The organism is Acinetobacter sp. YH12155, from assembly GCF_013418255.1.
In the GTDB taxonomy this organism is placed as follows: Bacteria; Pseudomonadota; Gammaproteobacteria; order Pseudomonadales; family Moraxellaceae; genus Acinetobacter; species Acinetobacter indicus.
Genome location: NZ_VPCK01000005.1, coordinates 17217 through 35832 on the forward strand (window position 1 = coordinate 17217; position 18616 = coordinate 35832).

The window sequence follows — 18616 nt, forward strand, 5'->3', positions numbered from 1 at the left end:
TTTGATATAAAAAACGCCCGACAGTTTTGGGCGTTTTTTCATGCCGGGATGAGACTTAAAAGGCTTATTTGGCCAGATAGACCTGATTACGTCCGGCATTTTTGGCGCTATATAAGGCTGCATCTGCGGCATCCAGAAAACGCTGATAATCCGGATGGCCATCATACTGCACTGCGCCAATACTCACGGTAAATTTAAAACTCTCACCTTCAGCAGAACGGATTGGGGTATCTTCAACCCGGCGACGGATGGTTTCGGCAATCATCTGGGCCCGGTTCCAGTCACTATCGACCAGCAGCAATAAAAACTCTTCCCCACCAACCCGGAAAGCATAATCACTGCCCTTGCTCGATTCCAGCAGCACTTCGGCCATAAACTGCAAGGCCAGATCACCGGCGGCATGGCCATAGCGGTCATTAATCTCTTTAAAGAAATCGGCATCAATCGCCAGTAGACTTAAAGGTGAGCGGTTTTTGCGCGAGAACTGGATTTCACGAATCAGGATGGTATTTAAATAACGCCGGTTTAACAGCTGGGTCAGCGAATCATTGCCCGTGCCGATATATTCCGCCACCTGAAACAGCTGATCGACCAGATGCTGGATTTCGCGGTTTTTACAGCGAATCTGCTGAATCAGTAATAGCTTCTGCTGCTGATTGGAAGTGTCCAGCAGCTGCTGGTTCAACTGATCCACCTGATAAATCCGCTGGATAATAAACTCGACCTGCTCGGCGCTGGCAAAAGCATAGGCTGCTTTATGAATGAACCACAGGCCAAATTCAGATTTGGAGAGTGGCGGATGAAACAGCTGTGACTGGTCAGAAAAGGCTTTAAACATCAGCTCATTTTCCCAGTCCAGCAGACAACCGCGCTGGCGGTCTTTTTGCACGGCCACATCCTGCATGGCAGAAAACAGGCGGTAGGTGTGTTTCATATCATTATGAATTTCCACCTTGGCCTCATAAGTGCGGCACATAATTTCCGCGGCCAGGCTCAGCACCTGGATCATATAATCGGCAGCAGCCAGTACATCGGCCTGCGGGGTTTGCAGAAAAAAGGCAAAACTTTTGCGCTGGATTTCGCGGATGCCGCGAATAATCAGCCAGGAGGGAACGCCAATACGCGCATGCACTTCCCCAACTTTCAGCTGCTTGGCGACAATGGCTTTAAAATCCTGCTTGAACGGAACCGCAAAACTGTCCAGCAGCCATTGCTGCAGAGCATTTTTCAGGCGGCTACGCACCAGTTCATCGGACAGGAAATAAGAGGCTTCCTGCTCCTGCATCATCTGTCGATAAAATTCGGCCACCAGCACCGTGACATGCTGTTGAATGAACTCGAAGCTATAGCTTAAATCAGTTTCAGAAAATTGCCCGCAAATCGCCTGCCACTGCGCTGCAAGTTCCTCTATACGCTCTTGGTTCATACAACCGGCTCACACAGATGAATTACAGCGCAGATTTTAACGCAGCTGTCACATAAGACAATTCTTTTGTGAATTAAATGAATATTCACTTAATAACAATCTGGATTTTCAAGCCTGACTTCACGACTTCAGCTTAAAAGAACCAGGCATAACCAAGACTGGTCTGATGCCAGTCCTGTTGATCCTGCTGCTGATATTCCCAGCCCAGACGAATTGCATGTTGCGGATTCAGCACATATTGCAGCTGGCTGTGCAGTCTCAAATTCCATTGCTGGGTATCTTCCCAATACGGTAATTCCACTTGCAGCACGCTATTCAGCTGCGGACTCCAGATATTCTGGCAGCCTACTGTTGGCCCAACACCCACGCGCCAGCCACGCTCCAGTGCTTTACCGGCCTGTAGATGGTTTTGTAACTGGGCATAGCAAATATGCTCGCGGTCGGCACTGGCCCAGCTATAGCCCATCTGGACCTGTAAATTGGCTACACCATGCTGTTCCTGAGTGCTGAACTGACCATGCTGATTGAGCGCTTCCTGGGTCCAGCCCAGATTAAAACCCCAGGACAATGGTGTTTTAAACGGCGTAATCGGGTTATAGGAGTTCACCGCCAGCACATCAAGCTGACTCAGTTTTAGGGTTTCATCCCGATATTGCAGCGCACCCTGTAAAAATAGCAATTGAGTCCCGGTACGAAAACCACCTTGCGGATCGAGCAGATCATGATAAGCCTGCCGATGCCCCAGTTCGATAAAGGACTGTCCCTGTACTTCACCGGTACTTAGCGTCAGGTTACGCGCATGATGGCCCTGGCTTGGATCAACGTTTGGGACGTCCGGCGCGCGGCGCTGCTTGTCGACCTGAAGCTGGCTGCGCAAGCTGAGTAATTGGCGTAAACGTGGCTGGGCAAAACCGGTTTCGACCTTGCGGGCTAAAAACTGCAGGTACAGATCATCGTAGGCCATTTCCAGTATTTTGGCCTGCTCTAATGCGGTATAAGACTGTAATAACGTATTTAAATCGGCAGATTCGGCAAAAGCCAGCTGATGTGCCGCTTGCGCCAGGTCTGTACCATGCTGGCGGGCTTGAGCCAGTAACTGGGTTTCTAGTGCCGGGCGATAGACCGTGTCTTTAACCAGATCTGAATCTGCCAGCGCCTTGATGGTTTCAACCGGAATCGACGCCACTTTAAACTGTTGCTGTAAATTCAGCTCTGGACGGACCAGATCAATCAGGCCCAATAAACGATAGGCACAGTTATCACTGACAAAATAATAGGGAAAGCTGACGTGCTTCATTTCCCAGATATGTTCCACCAGAAAACGGGTTTCATCCGGGCTTAAATCCAGTTCGTATTCCCATAAATCGCGGCTTTCCAGATCACCATATTCCTTGACCTTGCGGTAATACGGCATGAGGGAATATTCACCCGGATACTGTCCGGTCAGACCTTTCCAGGCATAGGACCAGCTTTGCTCTCCCGGGACGGTGGCCGCATAATTTACCGCATAGGAAATCAGGTTCAGTTCCTGCTGATCTTTCGGGTCCAGTCGCAGCAAGGTATGCCCGAACATGGAGCTGGGGTTGCCCATAAAATCGGTAGCATAAATTAAAGTGGTTTTGTACGGACGAATCTGGCCAATCCATTCATCCAGTTCCGGACAGGCCACGGCAGCCAGTTCCGTCTGTGGAATATTCAGTTGTTGCACCAGCCAGCGGCTACGGGCCGGAAAACGGCATTGTACTGATTGATTTGGCTCGGCCTGCTGAAACAGCGCTGCAATATGCGCCTGCAATTCCTGATTTAAATCGGGTGTTTTGGCTTCTGTTAAAAAATAGCCGGCATAGCTGACAGTACTCTGCCCCGTGGCATTGGCATACATTAAGCGTTGCCAGGTATTTTGCTGTGCCAGTTGCTGCTGTTCAGCACGCTGGATATACAACTGTGCCGGCGTTGAAGATTCAGCAGAAGACGTCGCGGCATACGCCACAGGAAATAACAAAGCAGCAAATACAAAAGCAAGAGGTTTCATTCAGCAGATCAATTCTTATTCGGTTCTTATATAGAGAAAAACCCTGCCAGAAGACAGGGTTTTATGGGATGCTTAATTAGACGTAGGCTTTTAAGATGTCGTCTTGTGCCATCACTGACTGTAAAGAAGCCAGCACTTCAACAGAAGTCTGGTTGTCAGCTGAATAAATTTCAGAGAAGTTTTGTTTGGTCACTGCAAAGAAACGTGCTTTGTCTTCTGCTTTAATGCTCAGTAATTCAGCCAGTACGTTCAGGCTTTCACCCTCGCCTACAGCCATATCACGCGCCAGCGTTTCGGCATTTTCATTGGTAAATGTCACCACTTGCGCAGTTACAGTACCAGTACCGCTACAGCCTAAAGTACCGAAGGTAATACCGAACAACTGGTTTGCAAAAATACCATTGGTTGTAGCAGCTAAAATTTTAGGCACTTTACCAGACTGACCTGCCCAAACTTGAGAACCAATACCACAGCCGGCATCAGCGTCTGCAAATGCTGCTGTTGAACCTGCTGCCAATACTGCTGCCAAAGCTAATTTTTTTAACATAAAAGTCTCCAGAATTTATTATCTGAGTTTGTTATTGTTTCACAATGTGTAATTTTTATTACACTGTTTAAAGATAACGCATCCGCCAGCGAACACAAAACACTTTATACCAAAGTGGAAAAATTATTTTTCTGTATCCTTTAAGTGCGCAGGTTTCAGTTGCCAGATGCCATTTGGCTGACGATCACCCAGAATTTTCAAGACCAGCACCAGACTCAGCAATAACAGCAGATACCAGGACCCCAACTTGCCCCAGCCAACCATATGCCAGCTGTCGACCTGACTTGGATACAGCCAGATCTGGTAAAAGGTGCTGATATTTTCTGCAATCCAGATAATAAAGGCCAGTAACAACAAGACCGGTAACATCGGCAGCTGCATCCGGTGATGCTGCAATTCAAACTCGATACGGGTTTTCCAGAATATCAGTACGCTCCAGGCAAACAGCACATAGCGGATATCCGGCACAAAAAACTTGCTCATAAAATTAATATAAGACAGCACCGCCAGACTCAGCATATTGGCAAAACCCGGCAAGCGAGTAAAAGATACCCGATACAAACGCAAGGACCGGGCAAAGAAACTGCCGACAGCCGAATACATAAACCCGGCAAACAGCGGCACGGTCATAATTTTAAATACGGCCGGCTGCGGATACTGCCAGGACGCAATCGCCGGATGGGTCAGAAAAATTTCCATAATCATCGCCAGCAGATGAAACAGCGCAATGACTTTGGCCTCGGCCCAGGATTCCAGCTTGAGATACAGCAGTAAAATCTGGATGAGGACCGCATAAAACAGCAAATAGTCATAACGGAAAAAACCGTAATAGTCCTGGCTACCCAGACTGGCGGTAAAAGCAAAAGCAATCAGCAATAAAATTCCAAATAAGGCAGCCGAAGCTGCCTTATAAGTGAATTCAAAACCTGATTTTAAAATTGTGATCAAGGCTGAATCCTAATATTGTTGCATCTTCTTAAAGGTACTTGGCACTGTATTCATGTACCGTATCAATAAAGACTTTCGGATTGGCCGGATCAACCCATTGGGTAATACCATGTCCCAGGTTGGCAATATAGCCGGTTTTTTCACCATGCGCATAGGCATCATCCAGCATGGCTTTAGTCGCCTTGGCGATTGAGTCCGGGCTTCCATATAACGTGGCTGGATCGAGGTTGCCCTGTAAGGCAGCACGGCCATTCACGGTTTGGCGCGCCACATTTAATGGCGTGGTCCAGTCCAGACCAAAGGCATCGGCACCGGTGGCCACCATTGGCTCCAGCCATTGACCGCCGCCTTTGGTAAATAGAATGACCGGAATTTTACGGCCATCTTTTTCGCGTTGCAGACCCGCTACAATTTTTTGCATATAGTTCAGCGAGAACTCGATATATTCACGATGCGCCAGTGCCCCGCCCCAGCTGTCAAAAATCTGCACCGCTTGTGCACCAGCATCAATTTGCGCATTCAAATAGTCAATCACAGCGACTGCCAGACGGTCGAGCAAGGCATGCAGCACTTCCGGCTGGGCATACATCATCTGCTTGGTAAAGCGGAAATCCTTGCTTGAACCACCTTCAACCATATAAGTCGCCAGCGTCCACGGACTGCCAGAAAAACCAATTAACGGCACCTGTCCGCCCAGAGCCGAACGAATGGTCGACACCGCATTCATGACATAGTCCAGATCTGACTTGGCATTAAAATTCGGCAGATTGGCGACATCCTGCTCGGTACGCACGGTTTTATGAAACTTCGGACCTTCACCAGCTTCAAAGTACAAACCTAAGCCCAAAGCATCCGGTACGGTTAAAATATCGGAGAATAGAATGGCTGCATCCAGCTCATAACGGCGCAAAGGCTGTAAGGTCACTTCACAGGCAAATTCGGTATTTTTGCACAAGGAAAGAAAATCTCCGGCCTTGGCACGGGTTTCACGATACTCAGGCAGATAACGTCCTGCTTGACGCATCATCCATACCGGCGTGGTATCTACGGGTTCACGCAACAAGGCACGTAGAAAACGATCATTTTTTAAGGCCGTCATTTACTTTCCTAACTTCGACTGAATCTTGCATCCATCATATCAAAAAGGCAGAAATTTTAATAACTTCTTTAGTCCTTTAAAAATGCCGGACTGTAAAAGATAAAAGTGATATTTACACAAAACAGATACTGCATCTCCTCATTTTTTCTGTAATACTTGTGTAGTTTTTAAAATGTAAATGAATAATTCTTAAGGTTGACTTACATGTTCGTTCGCACAGTACTCGCAATGAGTTTAAGTTGCATGTTTGCTGGTACAGCCCTGGCTGCAACCACTGCTGAACAGCCGTTGAATCCTCAATTGATTAGCGATACAGCGGTTGAAGATCCGATTGATCCGCTTGCAACAGACGCATCAGCGGCAGTCGTACCTTCAGAAGTTGAAACGCAGATTACGCAACAAGAAGAACAAGATTTAAACAAGGCTTCAGCGACCCTAGAAGACCTGCAAAATGCCGAAGATACCCAGGCTGATATTGGCAGCGCACCGACAACTGCTGCGCCTGCAACAACTTCAGTCAGCACAGCGCCAGCCAAAGCCTCCTGGACTTTAGATGGCCTGAACAATGCCAGCTGGTATGAAAATATTGGCAAAGGCCAGTTCCCGGTCTATGCGCGCGCGCATGTGATGCTCAATAATGCCCATGCTTCTCCGGGCGCAATTGATGGAACCAGCGGTAAAAATACCCTGAAAGCGATTGCCTCTTTCCAGCAGATGAACGGCATTAAACCGACTGGTGTGCTGACGCAGGAAACCTGGGATGCTTTAATTGCCCGTCAGGGTTCAAAACCGGCTTTCGTGGAATACACCATTACTGAAGATGACCTGAAAGGTCCGTATGTCAAATCAATTCCGGGCGACTATGCACTGCAAGCCAAAATGAAAGGCCTGCACTACACCAGCGTCACTGAAATGCTGGGTGAAAAGTTCCATATGGATGAGAACTTCCTGAAAAAGCTCAATCCAAATGCCAACTTTAACAAAGCCGGTCAGAAACTGATTGTGGCCAATGTACGTAATGACCTGCCGGAAGATATCCATCTGATTGTGGCGCATAAAGGTGCTAAACAGCTGTATCTATTTAACAGCCGCAACCAGATGATCGCATCATTCCCGGCCAGTATTGGTAATACCAACACCCCTTCACCAACCGGGACTTATAAAGTGACTGGCGTGGCACCAAACCCGTGGTACAGCTACTCACCAAGTAACTTTATCCAGGGCAAAAACATGAAGCCGCTGTCCTTACCACCAGGTCCAAACGGTCCAGTGGGGAATATCTGGATTGGTCTGAGCAAAAAATCCTTTGGTATTCACGGTACGCCAAACCCGTCGATGATTTCTAAATCCTATTCGCATGGCTGTATCCGTCTGACCAACTGGGATGCCAACGACCTGGGCCGTAAAGTCCGTTCAGGGGTTACGGTTAAATTCCTCGAATAATCTGCTTATACCCCATAAAAAGCCTGCCGATGCAGGCTTTTTTGATTACGGAGGTTTGAATCTATGACGTTGCGAATCTGGAACGATATGTTGCATTCCATGCCTAGAACAGGCACCAGGTAAAACACTAAGATAGCCTCAAGCTCAAAAAGAATTAGAGGATTATCTGATGAACGCCTACTTACATCGTAGTGAAGAACGTGGTCATGTTAAAGCCGGCTGGTTAGACACCAAACACAGCTTTTCATTTGGCAGCTGGTACAACCCGAAATACATGGGTGTGAGTGTGCTTCGTGTGATTAATGATGACCGGATTGCTGCCCACAATGGTTTTGGTACCCATCCGCATGACAACATGGAAATTTTAACCTGTGTACTGGATGGCACCATTTCACATAAAGACAGCATGGGCAATGAACGGCATATCAGTGCGGGTGAATGGCAGCTGATGAGCGCCGGAACCGGGGTTCAGCACAGTGAAATCAACCAGGGCGATGTACCAGTGCATATGCTGCAAATCTGGATTCATCCAAATGTGCGTGATGCAGAGCCAAATTATCAGCAAATTAAACTCGACCCACGTGAACAGCCGAACCAATGGCACCTGATTGTTGGCCCGAACGAACAGGCTCCAATGCATATTCGCCAGCAGGCTGAAGTGAAAACCGCGGTACTTGAAGCCGGCCAAAGCCTAAACGTACAGGCGACCCAGCAGCTCAACTATGTGCATGTGATTCGTGGTGAAGTGCAGATTGGTGAACATACGGTTAAAGCTGGTGATGCACTGTTATTCGCGGAACATGCGGATATTCAGGCAACCGAAGAAAGCCAGATGATCTGGTTTGACTTACCGGGCAAATAAACCCGTCCTTCTCTCCCAAGGGCCATGATGATTTTGGCCCAATAGCCGCTCCATTGAGCGGCTATTTTTATGTCTTAAAGCCGGCCTTGATTGACTTTTACCTGAGTGTGAACAGTCTGTTTAAGCTGCACCCTTTGCAGCAACTCAAATACCATTTATGAAAATAAACTGAATAAAATCGGCCGATTGCCTGTAACCCGATAAAACTCTCAAAACTGAAACTATTTACATTCTCATTGGTAAAAACACTCTACATGAGAAAAATTCTCAGTTATGATAACTGCATAAAAATCATCCTGTGAATTGACCATGAATGCTTATACTGCAGCTCAGGCCAATGTCTTGACCATTCGGCAACTGAGCAAACAATTCGGCTCTCGTTTTGCGGTGCATCAGGCCAGCTGGTCTGCACAGCGCGGACAGATTCTCTGCCTGCTGGGCCATTCTGGCTGTGGCAAAACCACCATGCTTCGTCTGATTGCCGGATTAGAAACCCCAAGCAGTGGCTCAATCCAGCTTGAACAGCAAATCCTGTGGAATGAACAGCAACAGATTCCAGCCGAAGCGCGCAATATTGGTCTGGTGTTTCAGGACTATGCCCTGTTTCCGCATTTAAGCGTACTGGACAATGTCATGTTTGGCCTGAAAAAACTGCCCAAAGCACAGCGTCAGGCGGTGGCTGAGCAGGCGCTACAGCATGTTTCGATGCAGCATCATCTGCACAGCTATCCTTATACCCTGTCTGGTGGCGAGCAGCAGCGCGTGGCCCTGGCCCGTGCCCTGGCACCTAAACCGCAGGTGCTTTTGATGGATGAACCTTTTTCCAATCTCGATCATCGCCTGCGCGACCAGATCCGGCAAAATACCATCGAGATTCTGAAGCAGACTGGCACCACTACAGTCATTGTCACCCATGATCCGGAAGAGGCGCTGCAAATTGCCGATCAGATTATTTTGATGCATCAGGGCGAAATTATTCAGATCGGTACGCCGAAAGCCCTATACCGACAGCCAGCCACCTTATTTGCCGCCCGTTATTTTTCTGCCCTGAATGAAATTCCGGCGCAGCGTGTCGCGCAGCAGTTACAGACCTGTTTTGGCACACATCCCATCAGTGAAGCGCTGGTGCAGCACCAAGAGCCAATCCGCTGCTGTTTCCGTCCACATCAGGTGCAGGTGTTTAGCCAGCCGACAGCCGGCGCAATCCCGGCGACGGTGCTGTCCTCCAGCTTTATGGGCCATGCCGAACAGTTACGCCTGCAACTGGACCCCGAAAACATTATTCTGGCGCAGGTCAGCCCGGCACACACCGCTTATCAGGAACAGGTCTATGTGAGCCTCGATCTGCAGCAGTGTTTTTTCTTCGTCCAAGATTCACAGCCGGCAGCCACCACCACGACTGAAGTGGCCAATACTTTTTAAATTGACAATAAGGAATGAAAAATGATGAAAGTAACAATCAAAATTCCACTGCTGGCCAGCGGCCTGCTGGCGCTGAGCGGTCTGGCGCAAGCCGCGCAGGTAAACCTGTATACCACGCGTGAACCGGTGCTGATTCAGCCCTTATTAAAAGAATTTACCGAAAGCAGCGGCATTAAGGTCAATACCGTGTTTATTAAAGATGGCCTGCTGGAGCGAGTGAAAGCTGAAGGACGCCGTTCACCGGCCGATGTGATGCTGACCGTCGATTTTGGCAATCTGGTGGATCTGGTCGAAGCAGATCTCACCCAGCGCGTGAATTCCAAAGTATTAAATAATGCCATTCCGGCCAATTTACGTGCAGCCAATGGCCACTGGTATGCCCTGTCAATGCGTGCCCGTGCAGTCTATGCCTCCAAAGAACGTACCCCACTGAACGCCATTCATTATGAAGATCTGGCCAATCCGCAATGGAAAGGCAAAATCTATATCCGTTCGGGCAGCCATCCCTACAATACCGCGTTAATTGCCGCCTATATTGCCCATCATGGTGAAAAAGCGGCAGAAACCTGGTTACGTGGGGTTAAAGCCAATCTGGCACGTCCGGCCAGTGGCGGTGACCGCGATGTGGCGCGCGATATTCTGGGTAAAATCTGTGATATTGGTGTGGCCAATACCTATTATGTGGGCACCATGCGCAATGGCAATGCTGAACAGCAGCGCTGGGGCAATGCCATTAATGTGGTGTTACCGCGCTTTAAAAATGGCGGCACCCATGTCAATGTCTCAGGTGCAGTTGTAGCCAAACATGCGCCAAACCGCAAAGAAGCGGTACAGTTACTGGAGTTCCTGGCCTCAGATCAGGCTCAGGCCATGTATGCACAAAGTGGTTATGAATATCCGGTCAAACCAGGCGTGAAGATTGATCCGATTATCGCCAGTTTCGGCAAGTTAGATATTGATTCACTGCGTTTAAGTGAGATTGCTCGCCATCGTAAGGCAGCCAATCTGCTGGTTGATAAAGTCCAGTTTAATCACTAAACCTGAATCATCAGATAGCGCGGGCAGACTGCTGCTCGTGCTATCAGTCTTGTGTCCATGTCCAGCCTGTTGATCCCCCGATGACCCAGAAAAAATCTCCTGTAACTGCACTTTTTTCACTCAGTGGCCTGTTTACCCTGCTGGCCTGTCTGCCTGTGCTGGCTTTGCTCTGGACGGCCTTACAGGGCAATAGCGAGATTTGGGACCATCTGCTGCAATATGTGATTCCTCCCACCCTGATTGAAACCGGCCTGTTGCTGCTTGGTGTCGGGATTCTGACGATTCTGATTGGTACCGGCAGTGCCTGGCTGGTCACGGCCTATCAATTCCGTGGCCGTGGTTTTCTGGACTGGGCATTGTTACTGCCCTTGGCCGTACCGACCTATATTATTGCCTATAGCTATATTGATATTTTGCATCCGATTGGTCCTGTGCAGACCCTGCTGCGGGACTGGCTTCAGCTAGAAATGCAGCAGCTCTGGTTTCCGAATATCCGCTCGCTCTGGGGCGCGATTTTTCTGCTTAGTTTTGTGCTGTATCCCTATGTCTATTTAAGCACCCGTGCCATGTTCCTGATGCAGTCAGCCAGCCTGATTGAAGTAGCGCGCAGTCTGGGATTAAAACCGGAACAGGTATTTTTCCGGGTTGCGATTCCGCTGGCTCGCCCGGCCATTGCGGTTGGTGCCAGTCTGGCCCTGATGGAAACCATCAATGATATTGGTGCCACCGAATTTCTGGGCATTAAAACCCTGACCCTGTCAATTTATTCGACCTGGACCAACCAGTCCGATCTGGCCAGTGCCGCCCAGATTGCAATTTTTATGTTGCTGATCATTAGCCTGCTGGTACTGGTAGAACGGCTGGGGCGACGCAAACAGCGCTATATGAACTCGGCCCAGCGTAGCCGGCTGATGCCCGCCCAGCCAGTGACCGGCGCCAAAGCCTGGCTGCTATTCGGTCTAGGGCTGATTCCGGTGATTATTGGTTTTCTAATTCCGATCAGTCATTTACTGGTCGAATCTTATCAGCGTTTACAATATGCCGGTTTCTCTGAATATCTGCTGCAAGCCTCAATCAATACGCTTACCTTAGCCAGTATTGCCACTTTTGTGACCATGCTGATTGGCTTTATGATTGTGAGTACCGCACGGTTTAGCCGAAGCAGCTGGCTAAGCCGGGTTGCCAGTTTGGGCTATGCCATTCCGGGCACCGTACTGGCCATTGGCCTGATGCTGTCTTTGGGCGCGATTGATCACGCCGTAGCGGATTTTCTGGAATTCCAGCTTGGTCTGGATACCGGCCTGCTGTTTTTAGGCACCAGTTTCACCTTAATTTACGCCTATGCGGTACGCTTTCTAGCCATTTCAATTGGCGGGATTGAATCGGGGTATAACCGGATTCATGGCGTTTTTGATGATGCCGCACGTAATCTGGGCCAGAGCAAAGGCGGGATTCTGACCCGTATCCATTTGCCTTTATTACGTCCTGCACTGATTTCAGCAGCCTTACTGATTTTTGTGGATTGTATGAAAGAGCTGCCGGCCACATTGTTGCTACGTCCGCTGAATATGGAAACCCTGGCCACGCAGTTATATGCCGAAGCCTCACGTGGTACCTATGAAGAAGGCGCAATTGCAGCCTTATTGATTGTTCTGGTCGGACTGATTCCAGTGATTTTACTGGCACGGTTGGGGAAAACTGTACGTTAATCTGAACTAGATGAACTGGCTAAACTCTGCTTCAACATTGAGTGCAAGTTTAGCCTTCTCTCTTTTTATAGTGAAAATCGTTTAAAGAGAATAGCCTTATAAAATAGAGATACACTTTTGATTTTCAATAAGCTTGGGATAAAGAATTTTATTCAGAAATAGTTTAGGCAGATAGTGCTTAGAATATTATCCTTAAATCCAATTATTTTTTTATTATTCAATAATAACTAAGAATCAAGAATTAAAAACCAATTATTCATCCGTTTAAAAAAATAAAACGGACAATAAAATACTTGGATTGTTAAGAGAAAATGCACGTATCTCAATTACAGAAATTGCGCAGAAAACCCGAAATTCCCGGGCCACGGTTCAAAAGCGAATCGAGTATATGGAAGCGACTAGCATCATTACCGGCTATACGGTACGCATTAAACCGAACCGGAATCCGCAGCTTATTCAGGCCTGGATGAGTATTATGGTGGAAGGCAACAAGGCACAGGCCGTCATCAAGGAGCTACGTCTCGATCCGGCTATTCAGACCTTACATACGACGAATGGCAAATGGGATTTACTGGTAGAAATCCAGTCCGACAATTTGGTGAATTTTGATTTAATTTTAAGTCGGATCAGAAGTATTTCAGGGATTTATAACAGTGAAACCAATATATTACTGTCAACCTATAAAATTTAAATAATTGATTTTAATCTTCATCTGTCGCATATACATTGCGACAGGTGAAAGATTATCGATGATTATTTTATAGAAAAGCAATCTATATAAATATTCGTTTTTCATATTTTATGGATTTTTATTTTTAGATATTCGAAGCAAAATAATATATCTTAAAGGTATTTATATAATACCTATAAAATATGTTTAGCTCTCCTCTTTAAAATAAATCAGCTCCATATAAAGAATATAAAAATAAAACGGAGCGCAATAAAAAAAGCCCTGACAATGTCAGGGCTTTTTGAATTTGGCGGAAGCGGTGAGATTCGAACTCACGGAGGACTCACACCCTCGTCGGTTTTCAAGACCGGTGCATTAAACCGCTCTGCCACGCTTCCAATGGCGGCTATCATATAAAGAAATTTTTAACTTGGCAAATATTTTTCCAGGTTTTCGCAACCGACTGTACAAAATAAAATCAAAATCGTTTAATTTGCTGAATTTTCAAACTTTTCATAGCGAATATCGACAATATACCAGTGTTTTGCACCTGATGGCGTCTGCACTACTGCTTCATCATCCACACTTTTGCCCAGCAAGGCGCGCGCCATTGGCGAGTCAATTGAAATATGTTGTGGATGATGATCATAAATTTCATCAACCCCGACAATTCTTAGGGTTTTCTGCTCGCCGTCATCATTTTCAATATCGACCCAGGCGCCAAAATAGACCTTGCCTTCCTGTTCAGGTGAAAAATCAATAATTCGCAGCTCTTCCAGTCGCTTGCCAAGGTAACGCACCCGGCGGTCAATCTTGCGCAGCAGCTGCTTGTTATATTGGTAATCAGCGTTCTCCGAACGATCGCCGAGACTGGCCGCCCAGTTCACTTTTTTGGTAATTTCAGGGCGTTCTTCATGCCACAAATGCTGAAGTTCCGCGACCAGTTTGTCATGTCCACCACGGGTAATTAAGCTCGATTTCATGGCCTTTAACAGCAGAAAAATATGCCTGTAGCTTACCAAAAACTGCTGCCTTCTCCCCAATTACTCCACTTTTAAAGTTTATAAAATGTTTTTCCCAAATAGAATCATTTACTTATGAAACAGTTTTTTATTTTTTTATGGACAAAATTTGACAACTCAAATTTTGGTCTTTATTATGCGCACATCTTTTAATTGTGATCATTTTTTAACCTGTGTGGCGTAGCCACATTTTTTATCTTTCATCCCATGTCATTTTGAATGACGTCATGAGTGCCCACCCTCTTATTGAATTTATCAAACTTGAAAAAGTCTGAGGCCTTTTGCCTCCTGCTTTGTAGGGCATAAATTACTTGTAGCGGAGACAACATGCACAGTAGTTCAACTTCTGGGTCGAGGCTTGGCCTTCACTCTTTTTTCAACTCTCTCCCTTTAAAAGTCTTAGTATTAAGCAGTGCGTTAATTCCGTTTCATAGTATTAATGCAAGTAAAGCAGCGTATCAGTTTGATCGCGTGGTCAATCACAATAAATTGACCGTGGTTTCTGTTTCGAATCCGACCACCGTGTTTCAGAACAGTCAGCATCTGCATGGCTTTGGTTATGACCTGGTGCGCAACTATGCGCATAGCCTGAATGTCAAACTCGAGTTTAAAACCGTACCGGACAATGCGACAGCGTTGCAATGGGTGGCGTCAGGTAAAGCCAACTTTGCCATGACCACTGCCAGTATTCAGAGCATTGAAAACAAGCATCTGACCGGTTTTTCGGCCACCTGTGGCGATTTAAACACCTTGCAGAAAAATGGCCTAAACAGCAATTTAAACTGGGTATTTAAACATGCCGATGATCCGCTGAGCCAGACCGCCAGTGCCTTTGTCTGCCGTGGCAAACAAAGCGGTGCCATCAACCAGCTGGCCTCGTTCTATAACCAGAATGTGGTTAAGCAGGAATCCTGGAATACTATCCAGCGTGACTTAAGCAATCGCATGCCTTTATATAAGGCCAGCTTCCAGCGCACTGCGCAGCAGTATGATCTGGACTGGCATTTACTGGCGGCCATTGGTTATCAGGAATCGTACTTAAAGCCGAACTCTGTTTCACCAACCGGTGTTCGTGGTTTGATGATGCTGACCAACAGCACAGCCAAAGCCATGGGCGTCAGTAACCGTACCGATCCAACCCAGAGCATTCAGGGCGGTGCCAAGTATTACAACCTGATGCTGAACCGTTATAAGCATATTCCGTTTCCAGACCGTAACTGGTATGCACTGGTGGCCTATAACATGGGTCCGGGTGCCGTGAGCCAGATTCAGAAGCGTATTCAGGCCACCGGTAAAAACCCGAACAACTGGGTCAACCTGTATGCTTACTTAGACGGCAATAAAGCCAAGAACGGACGTTATCGTCAGGCCTTACAATACGTGACCCGTATCCGTGCCTATCTGGAACACATCAAGACCACGCCGCAGCTGGTGAATATTTAAATGCTTCACCGTTGATCTTCAAGGCAAAAAAAAGCTTACCTTCGGGTAAGCTTTTTTGTGTCGGGTCACAATCAGGTGGTTTGCGCCAAAACGTTTTTGAACAGGTCTTTTTGCTCTTGGCTTGGTTTTGCAGTTTGCAATGCCATTAATTGAGACATATCGCCTTGTACTTTGATTTTACCGGTCATGAAGGCTTGCATGGCTGCAGCCATATCAAACTCCAGGAACACTTTACGTAAGGTCTCAGCATCCATATTCAGGGTTGTTTTTGCATTTGCAGACAATCCTTTCTGGATTTTGCCACCGTCTAAAGCTAATTCTGTATTGCCTGAAGCATCCGTAACAACCAAATTAATTGCAAGATTCGCAAGCGCAGGTGGTAAATTTAAGTCACCAGCTTGAGCCGTCAGGTTCTCTACGGTTGCAAACCAATCATCAGATAAAAAAGCAGGCATGATTATTCCTCAATTTATTTGTTCATTTGTGTCGCCTGTCCAGACAACATTTTTGTGAAGCAATGATGCTTGTGACCTGTTATAGCATGTAATCATAAAAGATGGCTAAGATTTTTTGTACGATGCGTTCAAATTTTATATTTTTAATACAATATTGAAATAATTCAAATATATAAAAAAAGCACTGAACTGAAGTTCAATGCTTTTTTTGACTATTTAGTCAGCTGCATAGCCTAAATTGACCATGTTGATGCGGTTGGACTGACCATCTTCATTCTCGTGCGAATAACTGCCTTTAAAGTCAAACTCGCGCTCGCTATCGAGTGCTTCAAAGTCAAACAGCTCGCGGTCTGCCAGTTGCGATGGTGATACATTTTGCAATGCACCAAAAATACTGTGCAGACGTTTTGGATGGGCATTGTCCCATTCACGCAGCATGTCATTGATAATCGCACGTTGCAGATTTTCCTGCGAACCACACAGGTTACATGGAATAATCGGGAACTGGCGCATTTGCGCGTATTTGATGATGTCTTTTTCTTCCACATAAGCTAGTGGACGAATCAGCATATTCTTCTTGTCGGAAGATAACAGCTTCGGTGGCATTGCCTTTAAGCTGCCGCCATGGAACAGGTTCAGGAAGAAAGTCGCCAGAATATCATCACGATGATGCCCCAGTGCCACCTTGGTTGCCCCAATTTCCTGGGCAAAGCCGTACAGTGAACCACGACGCAGACGCGAACACACTGCACAGTAGGTTTTGCCTTCCGGGGTCAGACGCTTGGTAATACTGTAGGTATCTTTTTCCAGAATATAATACGGGATATTATTTTCTTCCAGATAACGCGGCAGCACATCTTCAGGGAAGCCCGGCTGTTTCTGGTCCAGATTCACCGCCACCACATCAAAATGAATCGGGGCAATACGTTTAAACTGCAACAGAATATCCAGTAAGGTATAACTGTCTTTACCACCCGAAATACACACCATGACCTTGTCACCGTCTTCGATCATCTTGTAATCACGAATGGCATGACCCACCTGGCGACGCAGCTTTTTCAGCAAACGGTAATACGCAGAGCTGGTTGGCAGTTCTGGTTTAAAATTAAATCCTTGATCGGACTCAACTGGCGAGAACATAGACGAGATTTACCCATAAAAAAAATACCGCGCAATTTTAGCCGATTCAGTCCCGGCACGCATCAAAAGAATGTAATTTCCTGCTTGTCATTTTTTTGTCATCTCGCTGTCTTTATTTTTATGCTAATTTGAACGTTTGCGTTCATCTTTTAAGCAAGATGCTTATCTTTTGGACTTTTCCACAGTTTTCCACAAAAGCTGTGGATAAATTTGTGGATTTAAAACAACTTGACAAGGTCACTTGCCTGCAATTGAAGGCTTCTATTTAAATTGATCATTTTTTAATCAATTTTATTTATAATTAAAATCAATGGTTTAAGTGTGTCAAGCAGACCAGAATAAAAAAAAAATAAATATTTTTTTTGATTGTTCTGTCAGCAAACAGGGCTTGATTTTTACAAAGTAAACGGGGAAATAAATGTAAAGACTCTTTTCATCAATGTTTTTTTTGTTAAACTCAAACCACCTGTTTGGGGACAGTATGAACTTCGTTACCATAATGAATACGATAATGTATAAAAGATTACATTTTAAACAACTGGCTTTTTGGGGATGTGTGACGCTGCTTGCGGTTGCATCGCACAGTCATGCCGGACAGATTTATGTCTATAAAGACAATAATGGCTCTACCCTGCTGACCAATCGTAAAAGTTCAGACCAGTCCCTGAAAAAAGTCAAAGTGACGTATTATCCCGACAGCAATATTCATCGTTATAGCAACTGGGGCAGCTCTGAAGCATCGGTCTTACCAAGCTATAGCCGCAATAAAAATGCCTTTGACCATATTATCCAGCAGGCCGCGCAGCGCCACGGTATTTCGTCTGGGCTGATTAAAGCCGTCATGCACACCGAGTCCGGCTTTAATGTCAATGCTCGCTCTCCGGTCGGGGCCCAAGGCTTAATGCAGCTGATGCCGGCCACTGCCAAACGTTTTCAGGTTTCTAATGCCTACGATCCTTATGAAAATATTATGGCCGGGGCCAAATATCTGGCCTGGTTACTAAAACGTTTTAACGGTAATACATCCTTAGCATTGGCCGGTTATAATGCCGGTGAAGGCAATGTCGCCAAATACGGTGGCATTCCGCCCTTCCGTGAAACTCAGGACTATGTGCGCCGCGTGACCAGCCGTTATCACAATCTGTATGCCGGTGGTGTCAGCAGTAGCGATCAGGGACCGTTACTGGCCCAATCCAATACGCTTTCTTCTGGTTCGCATTTAACTGCAGCCCAGCCTGCACGCCCATCGCGTGAAATTATTGTTGCCGCAGATGGCAGCTTTACCGATGCACCGGTCCGCTCCTATGCTACGGCACATGCCTCTGCTGCAGCCCGAATCACCATTTCGGACTAAGACGAT

15 protein-coding genes, 1 tRNA gene and 1 pseudogene are annotated in these 18616 nt (G+C 46.6%); 8 read left to right on the top strand and 9 right to left on the bottom strand.

Annotated features, from left to right (window positions below):
• Nucleotides 1-64: 64 nt before the first annotated feature.
• The 5 genes from FTU86_RS04245 to hemE form a co-directional block, all read right to left on the bottom strand.
• On the bottom strand, nt 65-1426 hold the full coding sequence (locus FTU86_RS04245; RefSeq protein ID WP_180048275.1) for a diguanylate cyclase: 1362 nt from the start codon (nt 1424-1426) through the stop codon (nt 65-67).
• Between the two features lie 133 nt (nt 1427-1559).
• Nucleotides 1560-3458, bottom strand: a complete 1899-nt coding sequence (locus tag FTU86_RS04250; RefSeq protein ID WP_180048274.1) for a DUF4105 domain-containing protein — start codon at nt 3456-3458, stop codon at nt 1560-1562.
• Nucleotides 3459-3534: 76 nt separating this feature from the next.
• Complete coding sequence (locus FTU86_RS04255; protein ID WP_005176467.1) at nt 3535-4005, bottom strand: DUF3015 family protein; 471 nt, start codon at nt 4003-4005, stop codon at nt 3535-3537.
• Nucleotides 4006-4128: 123 nt separating this feature from the next.
• Nucleotides 4129-4953, bottom strand: coding sequence for a DUF817 family protein (locus tag FTU86_RS04260; RefSeq protein ID WP_180048273.1), 825 nt, complete (start codon nt 4951-4953; stop codon nt 4129-4131).
• A gap of 28 nt (nt 4954-4981) precedes the next feature.
• Nucleotides 4982-6052, bottom strand: coding sequence for a uroporphyrinogen decarboxylase (hemE, locus tag FTU86_RS04265; RefSeq protein ID WP_005176463.1), 1071 nt, complete (start codon nt 6050-6052; stop codon nt 4982-4984).
• Nucleotides 6053-6256: 204 nt separating this feature from the next.
• Between hemE and FTU86_RS04270 the strand changes: the two genes are divergently transcribed.
• The 6 genes and pseudogenes from FTU86_RS04270 to FTU86_RS04295 form a co-directional block, all read left to right on the top strand.
• Nucleotides 6257-7495 (top strand): L,D-transpeptidase, encoded by a 1239-nt coding sequence (locus FTU86_RS04270; RefSeq protein WP_180048272.1) that lies wholly within the window; start codon nt 6257-6259, stop codon nt 7493-7495.
• Between the two features lie 169 nt (nt 7496-7664).
• Nucleotides 7665-8357, top strand: a complete 693-nt coding sequence (locus FTU86_RS04275; RefSeq protein ID WP_005176460.1) for a pirin-like bicupin family protein — start codon at nt 7665-7667, stop codon at nt 8355-8357.
• A gap of 309 nt (nt 8358-8666) precedes the next feature.
• The gene (locus FTU86_RS04280; protein ID WP_163142489.1) at nt 8667-9779 is read left to right on the top strand and encodes an ABC transporter ATP-binding protein; all 1113 of its coding nucleotides are present in this window, start codon (nt 8667-8669) and stop codon (nt 9777-9779) included.
• 24 nt (nt 9780-9803) lie between these two features.
• The gene (locus tag FTU86_RS04285; protein ID WP_180048280.1) at nt 9804-10817 is read left to right on the top strand and encodes an extracellular solute-binding protein; all 1014 of its coding nucleotides are present in this window, start codon (nt 9804-9806) and stop codon (nt 10815-10817) included.
• 80 nt (nt 10818-10897) lie between these two features.
• Nucleotides 10898-12526 (top strand): iron ABC transporter permease, encoded by a 1629-nt coding sequence (locus FTU86_RS04290; RefSeq protein ID WP_180048271.1) that lies wholly within the window; start codon nt 10898-10900, stop codon nt 12524-12526.
• Between the two features lie 271 nt (nt 12527-12797).
• Nucleotides 12798-13217 (top strand): annotated as a pseudogene (locus tag FTU86_RS04295) (Lrp/AsnC family transcriptional regulator); the annotation flags it as partial.
• 287 nt (nt 13218-13504) lie between these two features.
• On the opposite strand, the gene FTU86_RS04300 reads toward FTU86_RS04295, so the two are convergent.
• Together FTU86_RS04300 and greB are read right to left on the bottom strand one after the other, a co-directional pair.
• Nucleotides 13505-13594: transfer RNA gene (locus tag FTU86_RS04300), tRNA-Ser, on the bottom strand.
• 90 nt (nt 13595-13684) lie between these two features.
• The gene (gene greB / locus FTU86_RS04305) at nt 13685-14179 is read right to left on the bottom strand and encodes a transcription elongation factor GreB (protein WP_005176376.1); all 495 of its coding nucleotides are present in this window, start codon (nt 14177-14179) and stop codon (nt 13685-13687) included.
• A 366-nt stretch (nt 14180-14545) separates the two neighbouring features.
• Here greB and FTU86_RS04310 point away from each other — a divergent pair, with 366 nt between their 5' ends.
• Entirely contained in the window at nt 14546-15661 is a 1116-nt protein-coding gene (locus tag FTU86_RS04310) for a transglycosylase SLT domain-containing protein (protein WP_005176374.1), read from the top strand.
• Between the two features lie 71 nt (nt 15662-15732).
• Here the strand turns inward: FTU86_RS04310 and FTU86_RS04315 are convergent, their stop codons facing one another.
• Nucleotides 15733-16116 (bottom strand): SCP2 sterol-binding domain-containing protein, encoded by a 384-nt coding sequence (locus FTU86_RS04315; RefSeq protein WP_016659963.1) that lies wholly within the window; start codon nt 16114-16116, stop codon nt 15733-15735.
• Nucleotides 16117-16332: 216 nt separating this feature from the next.
• Entirely contained in the window at nt 16333-17256 is a 924-nt protein-coding gene (gene ttcA, locus FTU86_RS04320) for a tRNA 2-thiocytidine(32) synthetase TtcA (protein WP_005176370.1), read from the bottom strand.
• 511 nt (nt 17257-17767) lie between these two features.
• On the opposite strand from ttcA, the gene FTU86_RS04325 reads away from it, so the two are divergent.
• Nucleotides 17768-18610: a lytic transglycosylase domain-containing protein gene (locus FTU86_RS04325; protein WP_034597413.1), complete on the top strand. Its 843-nt coding sequence runs from the start codon at nt 17768-17770 to the stop codon at nt 18608-18610.
• Nucleotides 18611-18616 lie beyond the last annotated feature (6 nt).

Excerpts from the sequence above, each read along its gene's own strand:
- greB (WP_005176376.1), bottom strand. The coding sequence starts at position 14,179 with ATGAAATCGAGCTTAATTACCCGTGGTGGACATGACAAACTGGTCGCG.
- FTU86_RS04270 (WP_180048272.1), top strand. The coding sequence starts at position 6,257 with ATGTTCGTTCGCACAGTACTCGCAATGAGTTTAAGTTGCATGTTTGCT.
- FTU86_RS04325 (WP_034597413.1), top strand. The coding sequence starts at position 17,768 with ATGTATAAAAGATTACATTTTAAACAACTGGCTTTTTGGGGATGTGTG.
- FTU86_RS04245 (WP_180048275.1), bottom strand. The coding sequence starts at position 1,426 with ATGAACCAAGAGCGTATAGAGGAACTTGCAGCGCAGTGGCAGGCGATT.
- FTU86_RS04250 (WP_180048274.1), bottom strand. The coding sequence starts at position 3,458 with ATGAAACCTCTTGCTTTTGTATTTGCTGCTTTGTTATTTCCTGTGGCG.
- FTU86_RS04315 (WP_016659963.1), bottom strand. The coding sequence starts at position 16,116 with ATGCCTGCTTTTTTATCTGATGATTGGTTTGCAACCGTAGAGAACCTG.
- hemE (WP_005176463.1), bottom strand. The coding sequence starts at position 6,052 with ATGACGGCCTTAAAAAATGATCGTTTTCTACGTGCCTTGTTGCGTGAA.
- FTU86_RS04290 (WP_180048271.1), top strand. The coding sequence starts at position 10,898 with ATGACCCAGAAAAAATCTCCTGTAACTGCACTTTTTTCACTCAGTGGC.
- ttcA (WP_005176370.1), bottom strand. The coding sequence starts at position 17,256 with ATGTTCTCGCCAGTTGAGTCCGATCAAGGATTTAATTTTAAACCAGAA.
- FTU86_RS04255 (WP_005176467.1), bottom strand. The coding sequence starts at position 4,005 with ATGTTAAAAAAATTAGCTTTGGCAGCAGTATTGGCAGCAGGTTCAACA.
- FTU86_RS04310 (WP_005176374.1), top strand. The coding sequence starts at position 14,546 with ATGCACAGTAGTTCAACTTCTGGGTCGAGGCTTGGCCTTCACTCTTTT.
- FTU86_RS04275 (WP_005176460.1), top strand. The coding sequence starts at position 7,665 with ATGAACGCCTACTTACATCGTAGTGAAGAACGTGGTCATGTTAAAGCC.
- FTU86_RS04285 (WP_180048280.1), top strand. The coding sequence starts at position 9,804 with ATGAAAGTAACAATCAAAATTCCACTGCTGGCCAGCGGCCTGCTGGCG.
- FTU86_RS04280 (WP_163142489.1), top strand. The coding sequence starts at position 8,667 with ATGAATGCTTATACTGCAGCTCAGGCCAATGTCTTGACCATTCGGCAA.